This window comes from Siphonobacter sp. SORGH_AS_0500 (genome assembly GCF_031453245.1).
Taxonomy (GTDB): Bacteria; Bacteroidota; Bacteroidia; order Cytophagales; family Spirosomataceae; genus Siphonobacter.
In genome coordinates this window covers 151,963-171,159 of record NZ_JAVIYT010000008.1, presented here as the reverse complement: position 1 = coordinate 171,159, position 19,197 = coordinate 151,963, and the positions used below count along the sequence as shown (strand labels likewise).

Annotated in this window: 16 protein-coding genes; 3 read left to right on the top strand and 13 right to left on the bottom strand. The window is 46.2% G+C overall.

Annotated elements, in window-relative coordinates; translation table 11 throughout:
- Positions 1-22: 22 nt before the first annotated feature.
- Positions 23-727: a YetF domain-containing protein gene (locus QE357_RS24025; protein ID WP_309713570.1), complete on the bottom strand. Its 705-nt coding sequence runs from the start codon at positions 725-727 to the stop codon at positions 23-25.
- Between the two features lie 147 nt (positions 728-874).
- Here QE357_RS24025 and QE357_RS24020 point away from each other — a divergent pair, with 147 nt between their 5' ends.
- Positions 875-2,089 (top strand): TCR/Tet family MFS transporter, encoded by a 1,215-nt coding sequence (locus QE357_RS24020; protein WP_309713567.1) that lies wholly within the window; start codon positions 875-877, stop codon positions 2,087-2,089.
- Here QE357_RS24020 and QE357_RS24015 read toward each other — a convergent pair whose 3' ends face one another.
- Entirely contained in the window at positions 2,090-4,435 is a 2,346-nt protein-coding gene (locus QE357_RS24015) for a response regulator (protein ID WP_309713564.1), read from the bottom strand. It lies immediately after the preceding gene.
- 704 nt (positions 4,436-5,139) lie between these two features.
- Between QE357_RS24015 and QE357_RS24010 the strand changes: the two genes are divergently transcribed.
- Positions 5,140-5,850 (top strand): hypothetical protein, encoded by a 711-nt coding sequence (locus QE357_RS24010; RefSeq protein ID WP_309713561.1) that lies wholly within the window; start codon positions 5,140-5,142, stop codon positions 5,848-5,850.
- Between the two features lie 142 nt (positions 5,851-5,992).
- On the opposite strand, the gene QE357_RS24005 is transcribed toward QE357_RS24010, so the two are convergent.
- The 10 genes from QE357_RS24005 to QE357_RS23960 all read right to left on the bottom strand — a co-directional run bounded on the left by QE357_RS24005 (position 5,993) and on the right by QE357_RS23960 (position 15,518).
- Entirely contained in the window at positions 5,993-7,339 is a 1,347-nt protein-coding gene (locus tag QE357_RS24005) for a HAMP domain-containing sensor histidine kinase (RefSeq protein WP_309713558.1), read from the bottom strand.
- Positions 7,340-7,343: 4 nt separating this feature from the next.
- Positions 7,344-8,027 (bottom strand): response regulator transcription factor, encoded by a 684-nt coding sequence (locus QE357_RS24000; RefSeq protein WP_106636071.1) that lies wholly within the window; start codon positions 8,025-8,027, stop codon positions 7,344-7,346.
- The gene (locus QE357_RS23995; RefSeq protein ID WP_309713554.1) at positions 8,027-8,686 is read right to left on the bottom strand and encodes a hypothetical protein; all 660 of its coding nucleotides are present in this window, start codon (positions 8,684-8,686) and stop codon (positions 8,027-8,029) included. Before QE357_RS23995 ends, QE357_RS24000 begins: the two co-directional genes overlap by 1 nt.
- 507 nt (positions 8,687-9,193) lie before the next feature.
- Complete coding sequence (locus QE357_RS23990; protein ID WP_309713551.1) at positions 9,194-9,520, bottom strand: c-type cytochrome; 327 nt, start codon at positions 9,518-9,520, stop codon at positions 9,194-9,196.
- 10 nt (positions 9,521-9,530) lie between these two features.
- Entirely contained in the window at positions 9,531-10,142 is a 612-nt protein-coding gene (locus QE357_RS23985; RefSeq protein WP_106636074.1) for an SCO family protein, read from the bottom strand.
- Positions 10,139-10,567 (bottom strand): hypothetical protein, encoded by a 429-nt coding sequence (locus QE357_RS23980; protein WP_309713545.1) that lies wholly within the window; start codon positions 10,565-10,567, stop codon positions 10,139-10,141. Before QE357_RS23980 ends, QE357_RS23985 begins: the two co-directional genes overlap by 4 nt.
- 243 nt (positions 10,568-10,810) lie before the next feature.
- Positions 10,811-11,203, bottom strand: coding sequence for a hypothetical protein (locus QE357_RS23975; RefSeq protein ID WP_309713542.1), 393 nt, complete (start codon positions 11,201-11,203; stop codon positions 10,811-10,813).
- Positions 11,204-11,224: 21 nt separating this feature from the next.
- A complete protein-coding gene (locus tag QE357_RS23970) occupies positions 11,225-12,379 on the bottom strand; it encodes a PepSY-associated TM helix domain-containing protein (protein WP_309713539.1) in 1,155 nt (384 codons plus the stop codon).
- Positions 12,380-12,541: 162 nt separating this feature from the next.
- Positions 12,542-14,902, bottom strand: coding sequence for a TonB-dependent receptor (locus QE357_RS23965; protein WP_309713537.1), 2,361 nt, complete (start codon positions 14,900-14,902; stop codon positions 12,542-12,544).
- Positions 14,903-15,101: 199 nt separating this feature from the next.
- A complete protein-coding gene (locus QE357_RS23960; RefSeq protein WP_309713534.1) occupies positions 15,102-15,518 on the bottom strand; it encodes a hypothetical protein in 417 nt (138 codons plus the stop codon).
- 813 nt (positions 15,519-16,331) lie between these two features.
- Between QE357_RS23960 and QE357_RS23955 the strand changes: the two genes are divergently transcribed.
- Positions 16,332-18,980, top strand: a complete 2,649-nt coding sequence (locus QE357_RS23955; RefSeq protein ID WP_307144242.1) for a HEAT repeat domain-containing protein — start codon at positions 16,332-16,334, stop codon at positions 18,978-18,980.
- A gap of 21 nt (positions 18,981-19,001) precedes the next feature.
- On the opposite strand, the gene QE357_RS23950 is transcribed toward QE357_RS23955, so the two are convergent.
- Entirely contained in the window at positions 19,002-19,124 is a 123-nt protein-coding gene (locus QE357_RS23950) for a hypothetical protein (RefSeq protein ID WP_309713532.1), read from the bottom strand.
- Between the last annotated feature and the right edge of the window lie 73 nt (positions 19,125-19,197).

Sequence of the window (19,197 nt, the reverse complement as noted above, 5' to 3'; positions counted from 1 at the left end):
ATGAAAATAAATAAGGATAGTATTACTTAATCCGGCGATTGTTCAAAGCGGCTACCCAAGTGGTACGATTACATTTAGGGCAAACGTGCAGACTATCTTGAGGCATTAACTCTTTTACGTTTCCGCAGAACGTACAGGCATAAGTGCCAATTCGGGGAATGCTTTGCGTTCTTTGGTTGAATATCTCGGGCAATAGCGGCAGCCCGGGTTTTACTTCGTCTTCTTCAAAGAAAAAGATACTTACCTGTCCATTGGTTTCAATGTACGCTCGGCGGACCTGACCCAAATGTTCGATACTGTTCACCCGTAGTTCCATGAAGAATTCATCCTGACCCAAATCTTCCTTGTCAAAACTGTCAATGGTAAACTGTCCATTTTCTACAATCAGAAGAGCTTCTCCTTCAATAATCTTCTCCATCTTGATGGATTTAGCTGCCAGTCGGGTAAGACCTCGGTAGACGAGAATAACGACGCTAAAAACAATTAATGCGGGCAGTATACCTACATCGTGATAAAACATCGGATCACCCGCGGCGGAACCCAGCCCGACAATCAGCACGAGTTCCATAATGGAAAGTTGTCGAACGGCCCGCTTACCCGTAGCCCGCATACTGACGAAAATAACGATAAACATGAGAAGCGTCCGAATGGTCACTTCCAGTAAAAACTGACCCGGTAAATCACCTAGTAATATGCGGGCCCAATCGTTAATTTCATAGTCGTTCATGGTACTGTTAATACCCTTGCTGATGACTAAATGTTTAGGAAAGTTACTGAATTCCCCTCATTATGAAATATAAATGTCGAGTAATGACGGATTCGCTTAAAATTCGGTTTTGACCCGTATTTTTGAAGGCTTGTAAATATTCTAATTATGGCTAAGCCTTCTTCTGCATTAATCTTCATTTTTCTAACCTTACTGATTGATGTAACGGGTTTAGGGATTATTATTCCGGTTTTTCCGAAATTAATTGAAGAACTCATTCACGGGGATATTAGCCAGGCCTCGCTCTATAGCGGCTGGCTTACGTTTGCCTATGCGATCATGCAATTTATGTTCGCTCCGATTTTGGGTAACCTGAGTGACCGATTTGGCAGACGTCCGATATTACTGGCCTCATTAATTGGTTTCGGACTGGATTATATTCTTCAGGGGTTTGCTCCAACCATTACCTGGCTGTTCATAGGAAGAATTCTGGCGGGCGTAACCGGAGCCAGTTTTACCACGGCCAGTGCATTCATTGCTGACGTAAGCACACCCGAAAACAGAGCTCAGAATTTCGGATTGGTAGGGGCCGCTTTCGGAGCAGGATTTATTCTCGGACCCGCCATTGGAGCTTTTCTGGGAGATTTTGGTACCAGAGTTCCGTTTTTTGTTGCCGCCGGATTTTCATTACTGAATGCACTGTACGGCTTTTTCGTACTGCCTGAATCTTTGAAACCTGAAAATCGGCGATCCTTCGACTGGAAACGGGCTAACCCCGTAGGCTCTTTAGTCCAGCTTCGCAAATACCCGATTATCGTTAGTTTAACAGCTTCGCTGGTTTGTATTTACATTGCCGGACATTCCACACAAAGCACCTGGACGTTTTACACCATCGAGAAATTTAACTGGTCCGAACGCTGGATTGGCCTTTCGCTTTCCTGTGTGGGCCTCTGCATGGGGCTAGTTCAGGGAATATTAACCCGTGTGATCATCCCCAAGCTGGGTACTCGAAATTCCGTTTTTGTCGGAATGGGGTTTTACGTAATCGGCTTTATTTGTTTTGCTTTTGCCAGTCAGGGTTGGATGATGCTGGCTTTTACCGTTCCCTATGCCCTCGGGGGCATTGCAGGTCCGGCACTGCAGGGGATTATTTCCGGGCAGGTTCCTCCTAACGAGCAGGGCGAATTACAGGGAGCCTTGACCAGCCTGATGAGTGCGACTTCTATCGTAGGGCCGCCATTCATGACGAGCCTTTTTTCGCACTTTACCAAACCCGGAGCAGCCACTCACTTCCCCGGAGCACCCTTTCTTGCTGGAGCTTTACTGGCACTATTAAGTATGTTCTTTGCGGCCCGCACGTTTCGTCGTCTTCCTGAAAAATAATCAGGAACTAACTTTAACGTGACTTTGAATAACCTGTAATAAGGTTTCGGGTTTGAAGGGCTTTATTACTATGTCGTTCATTCCCGAGATTTTGACTTTATCCTCGATTTCAGGAATCAGATTAGCCGTTAGAGCGATGACGGGAATGGTATATCCTCGCTGACGGATGTGACGGGTAGCTTCGTATCCATCCATGATGGGCATTTGTAAATCCATCAATACCAGCGAGGGTAACTTCTCTTCCATTTTGTCCAGGGCTTGTTGTCCGTCGGATGCCGTTTCTACCTGGGCTCCCCAGCGTTTCAGAATTCCCCGGGCTGCCAGAATATTCATGGGCTGATCGTCTACCAACAGAATGTGAAGGCCCAGCAATGGCTGAACAGGCGTTTCCACCACCTGGGTTTCCACGACGCTAATCGGATCTCCTTTCTTGAGCCATTGGATGTAAAAAAATTGAGAGCCTTCTCCCGGAGTGCTAATGAGTTGTAATTCAACAGACTGTAATTCCAGAATATGCTTGCAGATGGCTAAACCAAGCCCGGTTCCACCAAAGCTACGAGTCATCGAAGAATCTGCCTGAGTAAATCGCTCAAAAATAAGTTTCTGTTTAGCGGGATCAATGCCAATGCCCGTATCCGTAACCGAAAACTTTAGTTGAACGTCGGTATCCGTTTCACTCATCATTTCTATTCCGAGTGTTACACTGCCTTTCTGAGTGAATTTCAGGGCGTTATGGGTCAGGTTATTCAGAACCTGTGTCGTACGGGTAGGATCGCCCAAGAGCAGATTTTTTAGCTTAGGGTCAATGGAAGTCGTTAGAGTGTTCTGTTTTTCCTGAGCGTAGGTCTGATAACTGGCAATGCAGTTGCGGGCAATGAGGGTGGCGTCAAACGGAATGCTTTCAAACGTAACCTTTCCGGCTTCAATTTTATTGAAATCCAAAATGTCATTAATGATGTTCAACAGATTATTAGCTGAAAACAACATCACATCCAGGTGCTGCTTCTGGTCGCTTCGGGGTTGATCGCCCAGTAACAAATACGTCATACCAATTACCGAGTTGAGGGGCGTTCGGATTTCGTGACTCATCGTACTGAGGAACTCACTTTTGGCTTTTAAACCTTCTTCTGCCTGCGATTTCGCCTGTTTTAGGGCAAAGGCAAACCGGAAAGAAAGGATTAATGACTGCAAAAAGAAAAAAGCTATATAGCCTACAAACAACAGAAACTTTTTAGGGGTAATGATTCCGAAATAATGTAAATTGATGATTACAAAAACCACGAGTAGAATTCCGGTGCTCATCAAGGCATAAGTAGCTCCCGGACGCTGGTTTCTGGCTGCCTTCAGGTAGATATAAATCGCATAACCTACGTACAGAAACGTCAGAAGTAAGAATTGATTGATGAGCTGAGTGAAGATGACAGGAGACAGAATCAATACTCCAAGGGCCATTGCTAGACAAATACCTCTCATAGCTTTCATTACGGGATGATACACGTCTTCAGGATACAAACGGCGGGTGTATTCGACGAAAGCAGCGATGGATAAATATAGCGTCAGGTATTCCATATGAATGGAAAAACTCCAGCTCAGATTAGGGAAAAGGGTATGCAGGACATGTAAGTCAGAACCCACGATTCGGTAGCTGTAAAAAATGCTGAACAGGGCAAAATACAGAATGGCTTTATCATGTTTGCCGAAACCGAAAAGCCCCAGGAAAAATAGTCCGCCCATGAAAAGGCAGCCTGCCAATACGAAATCCAGAGCTTTATCCTTTTCAAAAGAAGAGACAATCAACTGAGCATCTCCCAGCTCCATTTCTCGATAGGAGCCCCCTTTAGAGTGTTGGAAATTAGCGACTTCCAATAAAATTAGGAGCGAATCCCCCGGAAAATCAGGCAATACCTGAGCCTGGGGCGACCAATAGGGAATGATAGTTTCTTTCGAAGTTCCTGGTCGGCCACTACTCATCACCACCTGGCCATTTACGGAGATTTGATAAGCAGTATAGCAGTCAGGAATAAATAAAGCTAGTGGCGGTCGTTGGTGGGGGAGTAATACGGTCAATTCATAGGTGGCATATCCCTGAGCCGGAACGGGTTTGCCTTTCCAGGTACTGTTATTAAAAAGCTTGGGAAAACGAATGGGTTCACTCTCTCCAGCAGGATGCTGTGGAATAAGTAACTGATGCCAGTACCATTTCCACTCTCCTCCCAAGGCAATCTCCTGATTTTTTAAATTGGTTTGGCGAAGATCCAGAATACCCTTACGAGGCTCAGGCAAAGCCCAGGCCGAATGACTCAGCACTAGTAAAATGGAAAGAAAATATAGAAAAGATCGTTTCATTGACAAAAAATGACATTATACATTGGCGGCTGTAAATGCTTGTAAGTCAGTATTTTATAAACTAATCAGATCATCAACAGGCGTATCGAGACATATCTATTAGGAATTGATAGATATAAATACGTATGACTGTTTTAACCGATCCTGACTATTCACATAGCTCAAACCGACCGGGTGTAGGTAGTGTTTACTTAAGAAATTATACTAAAAACATAGGATGAAAAAAAAAGCGATAGGTAGTAATAAAAAGTTTTAATATAGCTGAAGATTATTGGGAAGCGGATGAGGAAGATCCTTCCTAACCGTAGCTAGTGGAATGAACCACTAGGGAGTATCATTAAAATAGACCATTGAGATCTTCTTGATGAAGTTTAGTAAAGATGAGGGCATTCAAAAAACAATAGATAATCAGCAGCGGACCTCACGGTCCCGTTACTTGCACTGTTACTTTGTAAAGCTTGATTAAAGCTTATAATATAAATCTATAAACTTAAGGGTTTACCATTTAATATCCAAAGGATCGTTCTTTATTAGGGGTTACTTTGGAGCTAATACATGCATTACCACGTTCGAATGCTGAAAATCCGGCAGACTGCGGTTTTAAATAAAGTACATTTTTTGACCTTAAGAAAAATTAATACTTTCCTCAGATCATCCTTAGATGGGTACGGTAGGTTTGCTAGCGTAATCAAATTATTACTGTTATGAAACGCAACAACCCAATCCCATTTCTGCTTTTACTGGTCGGACTAACCGCTACGTTTACTGCTCAGGCACAACCCCCTGTTGGTCCCAGACCCGGCGGCCCTGGTCCAATGGCTCTGGCTGGTCCTCGTCCTCCGCAAACACCCGGCATTGTAGCCCTAACCAATTTGTCGGGTACGATTCAGCAATTTACCGCCAATGACGAATCTATTCTGGATGGATTTACGCTGAATACAGGTTCAAAAACAGTGGCAGTTCGGTTTCCTGCTCACCTGGGTCAGGCTATTCAGGCCGCTGGAAAACCAGGAAGTAAGCTGACCGTAACCGGCGTATCTGAGGTTACCCCCGAAGGGGTAGAGGTTTTCCGTCTGGTGAGTTTAACCAATGGACAAACGGTAGTGAATGATGCCCCACCCGCAGCTCCGGCGGTACTTCCCACACCAAAGTCGATTAGTGTGAAAGGAAAAGTAATCGATTATCAATTAGACCCACAAGGACAGGCTACTGGACTGAAAATGAGTGACCAGACGCTCGTACGGGTGCCTCCTCACATTGCGTCTCAACTCCTGACGATTGCTCCTAAAGGAAGTACGATTTCGGTGGATGGCTATGTACGCCCGATTGGAGAAGGACAGGTTCAATTAACCAAGCAAACCGTCGTTGAGGCTTCAACAATTACAGTTAACGGACAGTCCTACTTAGTCCGCTAGTAGTAAAACAGTGAAGCTTCTCATTCTTGATAAGATTCATCGGATTCACGTTACAGGACCAACGTGAATCCGATGAATTTTACGTGTATATCATTACTCAGGCTGCTCTCATTCATGAATCAGAGTAGGCTGAAACTCGCTTTTAATTGAAATTGGCTTTAGCTTTTTTAAAGGAGATTTCAGCCCGAAACGTATTATCTTTTGCGGATAGCATGAGGGAGCCCCCCATCAACCGAATAATCTGATGGCTGATCCAGAGACCTAAGCCATACCCGTCATGTCGGCTATCGACCTGATAAAACTCTCGGGTCAATCGATCAGGATCGGGAATGGGAACGTTCGTCAGGTTGGTTATTGACCAGATAATTAGTCCATTGTCAGTAGAAATGCGTAAATCGAGCTGGGTATTGGGCTGGGCGTATTTAACCGCATTGTCCAGTAAATTCAATAACACATTCGTTAACTTATCCAGATCGGCATGGATGGTAAAGGAGGGGGTGGTATCATCCAAATGAATGGCCAGGTAAAGCTGCCGCTGATTGATGGATAAGTGATACCGCTCCATCAGATGCAGCGTCAGGTCATCCAGTTCAATGGGTTCGGGGCGAAGTTGCAGCGTACCGGCACGCAGTTGGCTCATGGCCAGTAAATCATCTACCAGGCGACTCAATCGACGTAACTCCGATAGTTGACTAGCTAAAAAACGGCGATCCTGATCTTGAGTTGCTTCCCGCTGGGCCACTTCAATTTCAGTACGTAAAATGCTGAGTGGGGTACGTAATTCGTGTGAAGCCGCCGCAAAAAAGTTATGCTGGGTATCGATAGCCTGCCGAATGCGAGCGAGCATATCGTTAATCGTATCAGCTAATTCCTGTAGTTCGTCATTAGAGTTTGGCGTTGGAATGGGGGTAACCTCGTCGGCCAGATTGACGGAACGAGCCGATTTAATGATCGTTTTCAGCGGTTGTAACAGCCAGCCACTCAACCACCAGGCTCCTAACCCGGATAGAACCATACTCAGTAGTAAAGAACTAATGAGTAACCAGCCAATGGACAGGAGTTGATGAGCCAGGGGCTGGTTACTGTGCCCAACAACAGTGGTTAGTTTTCCGTAGCCGCCTTCAACGCTTCGAATGTAACGAGCCAGTTGAAACGTATCTGATTGAAAGACAGCCTTACTACCTAGATTAGGGGCAGAAGCGGGAAATGTCGGAGACTGATAGAGCCGTCTGGCGACTCCCCCGGTGGTGTACCAGAGTGATATAACTTCCCCCCGGTCCGGCAAGGGAATGACCAGCGGGTAGAGAGATGTCCTTTCGGATAGCCGGGTTGCCCGGTCGGTTAAGGACCGATTTTCCTGCTGAATCAATACTTTTTTTACTTCATAGAACACGTAGGTAGCGGCTCCGGCAAATCCCAGGAAAAAAGTAATCCCGAATACCAGACCTATTTTTAACCGAATGCTCTGAACGGGCCTTATCAACGCCATAGATTTAGTTCGTTTCAAGCTTCCCCCGGAGTCGGTATCCAACCCCCACGACCGTTTCGAGCAAAGGAATCGAAAACCCCCGGTCAATCTTTTTGCGAAGCTGGTGCACATGAACTTCCACGACGTTACTACCCCGGTCAAAATCCGACTCCCATACTTTTTCGGTTAACTGTGCCTTCGTGATGACCCGCCCGGCCTGACGCATCAACTGCTCCAGCAATTGATATTCGCGGGGGGTTAAGGCAATCGATTGGCCCGCCCGACTTACCTGCCGACTGGCAAGATCCATCGTCAGATCTTCGACTCTCCACACGGGAAGTCTGCTTCCGGCATGATTACGTTGAACCGTTCGAATGCGAGCTAATAGCTCGTCTAGTTCAAAGGGTTTACGCAGGTAATCGACTGCCCCCAAATCCAGTCCTTCAACTACGTGCTTGGACTGATTGAGGGCACTCAGGATCATCACGGGGACTTCAATGCCAAAGGCCCGCAGCGTACGCAGTACATCGAAACCAGTTGTACCGGGTAACATCAAATCTAGCAAAATCAAATCATATCCCCCAACTGCGGCCATTTCCAGACCCGTCGCCGCTGATAAGGCTATGTCTACCGTGTAACCAGCCTGCCGAAGTCCTTTTTGCAGGTGTAGGACTAATTTTTCTTCGTCGTCGATCAGCAATATTTTCATTAAAGTGCAAACGTTTGGCCGTGAATGGTTAAAGAAGTCGGGTGTAATAAAGGGCGGCCCGTCCGATTAACAAAGCCATCAGACATTCGCTCGAATCCGGTAACTCTCAACCGTTGGGCTCCCACGAGCAGAGAACTAATTTGTTCGGACTGGTGAGGTTTTAATTCGATTAAGTATTTGTTGGTTAGTAAAGCTATTAATCGGCCCTGCTCATCGTGCATTTGCCCTACCAGTGGTCCCTCTGACTGAACCAGCGGCCCTGATTGAGGTAGGGGAGAAGGAAGATCAGAGATCGATAAGGTGGTTTTTAAACGTTGATTTTGCAACCGAATTAAGCGAAAGGCCGGAATAACGGACTGATTCTTCCGTGTGGTTTTAGCTAGAACGGGTCCGGGGTGCGGTGGTCCATTAGGGCTGGGATCAAGATCGACCTTAACCTGTTGTCCGATTGCCGCTTGTCGGCGAATCCGGGCGGCTGTGTGAGGTGGAAAAAATACATCCACTTCACCCCCTTTTAAAGGCTTCAGGCGAAGCCCGTTATAATCACCAATCTGGTTGTATAAGTAGTCAAGTACCCGACCCGAAACGGACGTAACGGTTTGAGCCTCCGCCTCTCCCAGCATGATAAGCAGTAAAAAACAGGTCAGAAAAAATGACACGAATTTCCGACAGGTATTTACAAGTGGGCGGGGTTGAAAAAACATTTGATGAAGTCTCTTTTATAGAATAATTAATGAAAGGCTAAATATCGAACGAAAATTAGTGTACCTGGTGAGCTATTCAAAGCTCTGATGACTTGTCAAATCTTCGTTAATGAGCTTGAATGAGATACCTACTATAACTCCTATTTTCATAAGCGTGATGGTAATCTAATGATCGGGATAAGCGTTATGCCGGGTATTAACGCTCTTGAACCGGGTGAATCTTCACTAGCCAACTAAAAAAGGGTTGGTACTTGCGGCGAGAACCCTGCCAGAAATAAGATTCTTTTCATAGCTAAAAGTTTAGAGATAGAACATGACTTTGTTAGTTGGGTACTCAATGTTAGACGTTTTAAACGTCTAGAAGGGTTACTGAAAATACATTATACACGAAATAGGCTTCCTCTAAAAGGGGAAGCCTATCAACCTATTAAACTAAATAAAATAAAACGCGTTGAGATTCAATTACTTCTTTGAAACAGTCAGTGAGTTAATCCACCTGGCTACTTTTAAAGCCTCTTCTTTGGGCACCTGCGGCATGGGAGACATCGGAGGGTAGCCGGGCCAGTGCGAAGGGTCCGGTTTGTGGATTAAAGCCACGATTTGCTCGGGCTTGTATTTTTTCCTGGCTACTTCTTTATACGCGGGGCCTACCACTCGGGTATCTATCTGATGACAAGTTAGACAGGCGTGTTTTTGTAAAATCTTTTCTACGTCGGCGGGTGGTTTGCTTTGGGCAGCGGCGGGTAGACTGCTGAATAGACCAATGACAAGAATAAATCGGATGTTCATGCTATTTCAATTAGTTAGGAAACTCTTTTTTCAAAAGGGCAATGGCTTCAATGGTCTGTTGGGTGCCTTCGTCAGAAGTCCCATCAAACAGTCCCCTGACGTGACCATTAGGGTCCACGAGTATAAAGTGACCACTGTGAATATAACCACCGGGTTGGGTCGAATCCTGCTGTGCGGTAATCAGGTAATGTTTCTCACCTAGTTCGTAAATCTTTTTCCGATCCCCGGTTACAAACTGCCAGCGGGTATCCACGACTCCCAAATCAAGGGCATATCGCTTTAAGATGGCGGGGGTATCATGATCGGGATCAATGGTGTGCGAAAGCAGTTGGATCGTAGTAGCTTTATAGACCTTTAACAGATTGCGTTTCATGATCGGGCAGATCGTGGGACACGTGGTAAAGAAAAAATCAGCTACGTAGATTTTCCCCTTCAGATCGCGTTGCCTTACCGTATCGCCATTTTGATTAACGAAGCTAAAATCAGGAATGCTGGGATATACCTGCGTAAGTTTACCATTCACCTCAACCTCGTGAGGAGTACCCAATAGGGGGAGTTTCGCCTCTTCTGAATGGCAGGAGGGTAAAAGAGCCATTAGAAAAACGTAAAGTAGCTTTCTCATGGTCGAAAAGTTTGAGCGTCCGTAATACTCTTCTGCATTTGATCCCTCACCGTTTCAATGGCTTTTTTCTGGTTTTGCAGATACAGATCGGCCTGTTTTGCCTCTAGTTTGGTTAATGTATCGGCGTTGTATTCATGCATCCAGTGCATCATGGCCTGATCAGCCCCTTTGAGGTTAGCAATCAGGCGTTGTAGCTGGCTTTGACGAGATATTAACGCGGAATCAGCGGGATGGGCTGCTAGCAAGCTATCCGTCTGGGTCAGCTCTAGTGTTAGGGTTTCCTGCAAGTCCATAAGCTCACTCATGCGTGGCATAATGCTGTCATGAATAGCCATGACTTCATCTTTCAAAGCCGTCTTCTTTTCCGAGCAACTGCTTAGAAACAAGCCTCCGATTAAGGTGATAAAGAAGAAAATAGTTTTCATTAGAAAAGTATTAAAAATGGATTCTGAAATTCGGAAGGTTCGAAAGGTCCCGTCCGTAAGAATTTATGATCAAAAGGATATCCTGCGACTCCAGCAGGCTCGCGAGTGGAACACTCTGTTTTGCACCGGAATGTTCCTGATTTCTTCCACTAGCGTACGGTAATGGCTAACTTATAAGCATATACGTACCCTGTGTTCGGGAGAATCCCGAACAGGAAGAATAAGCACAGACTGTAGGGACGTTTAAGGCCTGGGGGGACGGAAAAGGCCGTTTTTTTCAGCCGAAGGAAAGAAACGATGATAGAAAAAAGGGAACGATACTGCCGTAGATTCGAAGTCCGGGGCTTCGAAGGTAAACTGCCAGTGGCTAAGTTGGTCAGGGACTTCCAGAACCTGCGTTAGTAAACGCTGACTAGCTTCTTTTTCCTGCGATTCCTGAGTGGCTTTGAGTTTTTTAGCCAGGTAACACTTGCCATCGCAGTGTAGCTCGGGTCGGTTTCTGTTTTCGCAGTAATATTTAATAATATAGTCTTTACGAAATTCAAAGTCCATCAAAATCGCAGGCACCACCAATGCCCTCACCAGCAATAAGCCAGTCAGAAAAATGACGCTGATGGATTTAACAAATGGACTCATAGCTCTTATTTTAAAGCATCGTTATTTTTTTAGTAATGGACGTGGCTTGAAAGCAGGGCTAACCTGAGCTTTTGCGGGTTTTCTCAAACGTCGCCACCCGAGCAAAAAGCCTGTTATTGAAAGCAGTCCAGGGGTTAATCCTATGATTACGTAAAGCACCTTAACGGGCAGACCACCGTAGTTACCCACGTGCAGGGGAAAGAAAGTGGCTTCAATTCGTTCTCCTAATGACTTATCCTGCAAACGTGAAATTCGGGTGATCTTACCCGTTTGCTGATCTATTTTTACGTTATTACCAGCCCCCCAAAGTTTCCACTGATTAGGGGTATAACCTCTAACTTCAAATGTACGGGTGGGTTGAGTGGGTAAATACACATAGCTTGGTTGGAGTCCGGGGAACGCTTTCAGAGCCTGTTGTAACATCTGATCGGGAGAGGCAGCCATCAGCGTATTCGGTTGGGTAGGAACCGTTTCTCCCCGCCAGGTTTTAGCTTCAAATGCAAAGAGATTCATGTAAAAACCCGTAAAGAAAATAATGGCGTTCAGAAGCAGAGACCATACACCAACGATTCGGTGCAGGTCGGAACTGATGGTTCGCCAGTTTTTTCGGTTAATCCTGATTCTGAAAGAAAGTACTTTCCAAAACATTTTCCGGTAAACGATGACTCCCGTTAGTAACGAAAGCAGCAGGGTTAGTCCGAAAATGGCGGTCAGAGCCGCCCCGGGAATCCCCAACTGAAAGCTGAAATGAAATTGTAATAACCACTCGATAAAGCTGGGCGTAAACGAACGGGAAGGGCCTTCTCTCAGAATGGCTCCCGAATAAGGGTCAAATGAAATCAAACCTAGATCATACGTAAACAGGCGGGCATCGTTATAGTAAATTCTAAAATTATAAGCCTGATCAGGACCTGCTTCTGGGTTAAGCCAGGCAATGCCATCCAGATCACCGTACTTGTCAACGATGGTATGGTAACACCGGGAAAGTCGATCAGGAGCCAGCGTTTTGCCCTGGCTGGAAACCTGTAACAGTTCTTGGTTAGCCCAATGATCCAGTTCATGACGGAAGACGAGTACGGAACCACTCAGGCCCAGCAGCAGCAGGAAAATGCCACTAACAAATCCCAGCCAGCTATGAAGGGTAAAGGTGAGGCGAGTGAGTTTTCCTTTATTCATACATTTAACGTTTTAACTCGTTTGATCGTACTTCATCAGCTTCAACGCAGAGATTACTCCCAGAGAACGCTACATTGAATTTAAGTTCTTGTAATGATTTACTAATCTATGGTTCGGCTGTAAAATGTTGGCTATCAGTCTGTCAACTAACAACTACTTACCTTACCAGAGCTGATAGCTAAGGGCTGCCCGGAAATTGAAAGGATCACCCAAACCTGCCGTCGTCGTACTAGAGCGGCTACCCGTGAAGTAATGCTGATTAGTAAGGTTATAGGCATTAACCTGGAGTAAATACCGGCTCCGCTGGTAGGAAAGGGCTGCATCAAAAACGGTGTAAGCGGGAAAAATGAAATGTTGATTGCTCAAAAGTCCCACCTGATCGCCCACGTAGCGAACCCCTGCTGCCAATCCTAGTCCTTTCAGGGCTTTGGAGGAAAATGTATACTTAGCCCAGCCATTCACTAGGTGGCGGGGAGCATTAGCAAAGCGATCTCCCTTTTTTCCGTAGCTGCTGGTACTCACCAGCACGTGATCATTGAATGCATATCCGGCAATCAGATGTATCGGCCCCAGGCTACCCGTCAGGGAGAATTCCGCTCCCCGGCTTCGGGTACCGTCGATAGCAGCCTGACGGTGTGAATTTTCCGGCGTTGGAGCTGCCGTCAGAATATTGGCGTAATTAATCTGATAGAGGGATAAGGTAGCGGAGAGGCGTTCCTGAATCAAATCCGCTTTCGAACCCACTTCAAACTGAGTGGATTGACGAGTAGGGAAGGGGCCGCCTGCCAGGGCATTCGTTGACGTTTGAGGGTTGAACGATTTTAAGTAAGTGCCATAAATGGATACGTTTGGAACAGGTAAGTACACGAGGCCAACCCGGGGAATCCATCCTGAAGCCTGCAAAGTATCTCCTTGCTTATTATCTCGGTCGGATAGCGGCGTCTCCTTCCCCTGGTACGAATCATACCGAAGCGAAAGTAATACCTTCACCCGTTCCCCCAGGCTTACCTGATCCTGAACGTAAGCACCCATCAGGTTTGTAATTCGCTTATTATCATCAGCTTCAATCGCAGGAACTGAGGCATCGGGCACACTACCCGAGTAGTCTGGATGAAGGATTGAAATTCGGGTGGAATTTTTATACTGGTAATCATTCTTCGTCCAGCCGTAGCGGTTATAATCCACTCCTACAACTACCTGATGAGCGATAGCTCCCGTTTTAGCAGTATAGCTGGCAAAGGCTGTGGTTTGTAAACTAAAGCGATCCGTTTGCCAGTCCTGATACCCCCGACTAATGGAATCATTTCGGATTCGGCCTCTCGGAATATGATCCGTAAAGTCCAACACGTTTCGAACGGCCCGTTCCACCACAGTCAGTCTCAATTGATCTGTTAGCTGATGGGTAAAGCTTAGCGTAGCAGAAGCGTTGTGCGTGCGTCCGTAATCCGTCGGACTTTGAATCGTCAGGTGATTGGGGTAATAGTTAAAATCAAAGCTGCCATCGGGCCGGGTATAAATGTAGCTTCCGTTATCGTACTGATGGACAGCCTTCTGATAAGCATAATTAAGCTCCAGATGAAGCGAGCTGCGGGTATTAATCAGATACGTCAGGGAAGGAGCTACAAACAGATTTTCTTTGTCCTGATAATCCCTGAAACTTTTCGAGCGGTCATAGCCAATAATGGCCCGGTAAAGTAACTTCTGATTGGTAGAAAGAGGGCCGGTAAAATCGAGGGCTACCCGACGAAAAGCCCAGCTACCCAGCGAAAGATCCGCACGGGCTTTTTTCTGAGCCAGTGGTTTTTTAGTAATGAAGTTAACCACTCCTCCCGGCGAACCTTCACTAAATAAAGCTCCTGAGGGACCCCGCAAAAGCTCTACGGACTCAATGTTGTAAAGCAGCGGTTGCTGGCTCCAGAGAAACAGATTCCCCCGAATGCCATTGTAGAGTAAAAAGCTGGCGTCGTTAGGCGAATAAGCCGTAAAGCCCCGTATTTGAAAAGAACCGTTGCCGTTATTGGCTTTCATGCCCGTAAAGGTGCCCGCAATGTCATTAAGGGTAAAGGCCTGCCGATCCTGAAGTACCTGAGCATTTACTACTTGCACAGATTGTGGAGTAGCTAGCAACGGCTGCTCCAGACGAGTAGAGGTAGCGGAGGCAAGTACCTGATATTGGCTTTTAGCTGCACTGACAATGACCTCCTTTAATTCCTGTCGGCTCTCTGACAGCTGCAGGTTAAGAAAAGGATTCTTACCGGGTCGGATCGTGAGATTTTGGGTATGAGCCCGGTAACCTATGTTCGATACGATCAGTACGTAAGTCCCCGCAGGAATGCCGGTGATACTGAAATGACCATCCGAATCGGTTTGAGTACCAAGCGTAGTAGGTTGAAAGGAAAGGGAAGCCCCCGCCAGAGGTTCATTTTCAAAGGTAACCAGGCGACCCTTTAGGGTTCCCGATTGAGCGTAAGCGGGTGCCAGCCCTACACAAAGGCAAAGAAAAACGAGTAAATGGAATTTCATGGACTAGATTAAAAGCAATGGGTTGATTACCTGAAAAGGAATCAACGACTTCAGAAAGGGAAAGAAAAGAGGCTGTCAGACGTACAAGGGAGCATTCCAGACCAAGCGAAGGCCCGAAAGTATTTCCTTAATGATTTTTAGCCATGAGGATAGAAAGCTCACGGATATTCTAAAAAACGTACGGAATGCAGCATTGAAATTAGCCTAGCTTTGGGGGGCGGAAGATGTCAGTAGGCAGACTGGAAGGGAAGAAACAGAGGTAAGTAAAGGTACTATTAGTCGGTTCGGATGAAACCGTAGGGCAGTGAAAGGTAATATGGGTTTGGGTAAGTTGAGCCGGAACCTCCAGTAACTGACTCAGCAGTCGTCCGCTAGCTTCTTTTTCCTCGGAGTCCTGAGCAGCTTTTAATTTTTTAGCCAGGTAACATTTGCCGTCACAATGCAGTTGGGGCTTGTCCCGATTGACACATAATTCGCTGGCAATGTAATCGTGCCGAAGCTCAAAGTCCATCAGAATCAAAGGTACCATAAGCGTCTTCAACAGCAGTAAGCCAGTGAAGAAAACAACGCTAATGGATTTGAAAAGTGGACTCATGCCCGCAAAAGTAAGTACCAAATCGGGTAGGGAGATGATTTTATCTTAAAATTCTTTCGTCTTAGTAGGTTAGGGAAGTGTCTTCTTGGAAGCCCGTTGAAAAAAACGATAATCCAAGGTTTCTTTTGGTTTGGGATGAACGTTTTGGGAGGAGCCTGTGGCTACTGGAGCCAGATTCCTTCTCGTTCCTATCAATAATGGCAGGTTCCCATCTGCCGTTAGGCTCCACGTCTGTGGTCTAGAGCGAAGAAGCTTATTACTTATATAAACGTGTTGGAGTATGTCGTTTCAGGCATATGTCAGTCAGCAAACGACCCGCTTCACAAGTAGGAAAGAACATTGTCTGAGAGGTAACCTATGCTTTTCCGGTCAGCTATACAGGCGTGTCCCTTCGTATTAACTGACTAGAAATTGGATTAACTTATCATGAAGAAATGCCTGATTGAGTAAAGATTTTTTGGTAATCACTAGCCATAATCAGGGAGGAGACGTTCAGAAAAGCCGGACAAGCCTGCTTTGCAAATGATAGTATTTTACAACAGATACGAGGAAAGCTGGACGTAATAGGGGTAGATTTTCGTCAAATAAAGTGTCAATTTTGTCAATTTGTCGCTTTTGGTATTACTAATGAGATAATTAGATTTCTTTTGTTAAGAAACCTTATGTTGATGCATATGCAGGAATGGTAACAGTCTGGGCTTTTAAAGTACTAAGGAAGTTGATTTCACGAAAACAGGGTATATATAACCCTTAATATTCTAATAGTGAAGAAAACCGTTTGTACTATCACTGAGGCCGTGTTTCTAAACCTGTTTTACCCTTTGATTTTTTAGTATGATAAAGCTTACCGTACCGCTGGTTACTGCCGCTCTTTTTTTAGGAGTTGCTGCACTTAAAATGTCTACTCCGTCTCAGGTTCCCCAGCGGAGCATGACGACCAGTTCTGATACCCTCTTGAAAGGAGTAAGCTGGCCGAAAGAATTGGACTTGACCTATTTTTCTGGCCCGAATTTAACTCCCAGTCCAGCCTGTCTGGCGGTTGCTCCAACCGGAGAGGTGTACGTGGGAGTTGACAAAATGGGATCACTTGGGAAAGAACCCGGCAAAGGAAGTATCGTCCAGCTCGTCGATTCAAATAATGATGGCAAGGTAGATAAACACACCGTTTTTGCGGAAGTAAACAACCCCCGTGGGATTCTGATTGAAGGCGACAAAGTATACGTGCTTCACGCGGCTTTCTCTCCCGAAACCGGTTTGGCTACGGGTATGAATCTGGTGGTTTTTGAAGATAAAAACCAGGACGGTGTCGCTGACGGTCCGTCAAAAATGTTGATTGAACACATTAGTAATGCTGCGTATATCCGTAACCGGGGTGTAGACCACGCTACGAACGGAATCCGCATGGGTATTGATGGCTGGATTTATATCGCTGTGGGGGATTTTGGCTTCCACAATGCTACCGACCGTTCAGGTAAAAAACTGACCATGTTGGGTGGCGGCATCGTTCGGGTAAGACCAGACGGCACAGAAATGGAGATTTTCTCCCACGGTACACGTAACATTTATGACGTCGCTATTGACCCTTACATGAATGTGTTCACGCGGGATAACACTAATGACGGCGGCGGTTGGAATATTCGTTTCTCTCACCATTTACAATCGGGTGAGTACGGGTATCCGGTCTTTTTCCAGAATTTTACGGAAGAGATCATCCCTGCTCTGGTGGACTTAGGTGGCGGTTCTGGTACGGGCTCGTTCTTTATTGACGATGAAACCTGGCCTGAGCGTTACAACCAGGTGCCTTTAATGGCCGACTGGGGTCGTAACTTCCTCTTCATTCACCGCGTGAAGCCCGATAAGGCGACTTTTACGCAACAGGAAGAAGAATTCATCAAGTTACCCCAAATCACGGATGTGGATCTGGATGCTTCGGGCCGGGCGTATTTAGCGGCCTGGGACGGTGCGGGTTACTCGGGTAACCCCGGCAAAGGCTATGTCGTTCGGGTTGTTCCCAAAGACTGGAAGTATAAGGCTTTCCACGATTTAAGAAAAGCAAGCATTTCAGACGTCGTAGCTCAGCTCAAAGCGGGTAGTAACGTTGCTCGTCTGGCTGCTCAGCAGGAATTAATCAACCGCAAAGCAGCTCAGGAAGCAAATCCGATGATTACAAAAATCATTTCGGATACCAAGGAGAAATTATCGAGTCGGGTAGCGGCGTTATTCACCTATGCTCAGTTGAACGGAGCGGCTGGTATTAACCAACTGGTAACGTATACCAACGACGCCGATCTGCGTGAATATGCCTTGAAAGCCCTTTCTGACCGTAAAGCCTGGGCCGCTCAGGTGCCCCTCGATCCATTCCTGAAAGCCTTGAACGATGCTTCTCCCCGCGTGCAGACGGCAGCGATTATTGGTATCGGACGTTTAGGTAAACCCGAAGCGGCTACGGCTCTTCTGAAAACCAAAGTTCCCGCTTCTTTTGTCGCTCCGGCGAAAGGTACCGAAGGACCACACGCGACGCCGAATTCGGCCATTGTACCTCCACACTTAGCCGTTCGTGCTCTGGTTAACTTACAGGCAGTGGACGCTTGCGTAGCGGCCATTGGTACAGATGAGTCTACGCTGGCTTTATGGGCCCTGCGTTACATGCACTCGCCAAAAGCCGTAAACGGGTTGATTCAGGCGTATCAGAAGAGCAACGATCCGGCTTTGAAGAAGCAAATTCTCCAGACAGTTGCTCGTCTGTACCACAAAGAAGCTCCTTATGATGCTAGTTGGTGGTGGAGCACGCGTCCCGATACGCATGGACCTTACTACAAAGCGATCACCTGGGAATCTTCCCCAGCCATCAAAACCTTCCTGACGCAGGAATGGAAAAAGTCTTCAGACAAACAGGCGTATGCGGATCTGAATGCGAAGTTACGTTTAGGTATTTCTGAATTTGGTGGCGAAGAAGTCGCGGCTGTGAAAGAAGAACCTAAGGTTGATTTAGAAAAAATCAAGAATAAAAAAGGGCAGGTAGGCGAATCTTCGATTGAAGACGTAATGCTGGCGATTGCTCAATTGAAAGGAGATCCTTCGAAGGGTAAAACGCTCTTTACCAATCAGGGTTGTATTGCCTGCCATAGCCTGAGCAAAACAGAACCGATGAAAGGACCTTTCATGGGACAAATCGGCTCGATCATGACGCGGGAGCAAATTGCCGAATCAATCCTGAAGCCTAATGCTTCTATTTCCCAGGGCTTCTCGACGGTCATGATTACCGCAAAAGGCAAGAAGAGCTACATGGGCTTTGTAACGGAAGAAAACCCAACCCGCGTAATCATGCGTGACATCACGGGAACGGTGTATACCATCAAGACTTCGGATATTCTAAGTCGTAAGGAAATGGAAAATTCCATGATGCCTTCTGGACTGGCCAATGCTCTGTCTTACGAAGAATTTGCATCTTTAGTTACTTTCCTTTCGCAACAGAAAAAATAAGTCTCTAAGCGTATTAGTAGATTACCGGGCGGTATCAGATAGGTTCTGATACCGCTTTTTTGATTTAGACTTACCAGCTTTTGCTAGCACTGCCGCCGCTTCCATGCCATTGGAAAGAATGAGTATTAGTGGGGTAGCAATCATGAAAGCTAGTCTCTTTCTTTTTGAATTACCTACAAAAAGAAAGAGACTAGTGGGTTTACTGAGACAGGCTCAA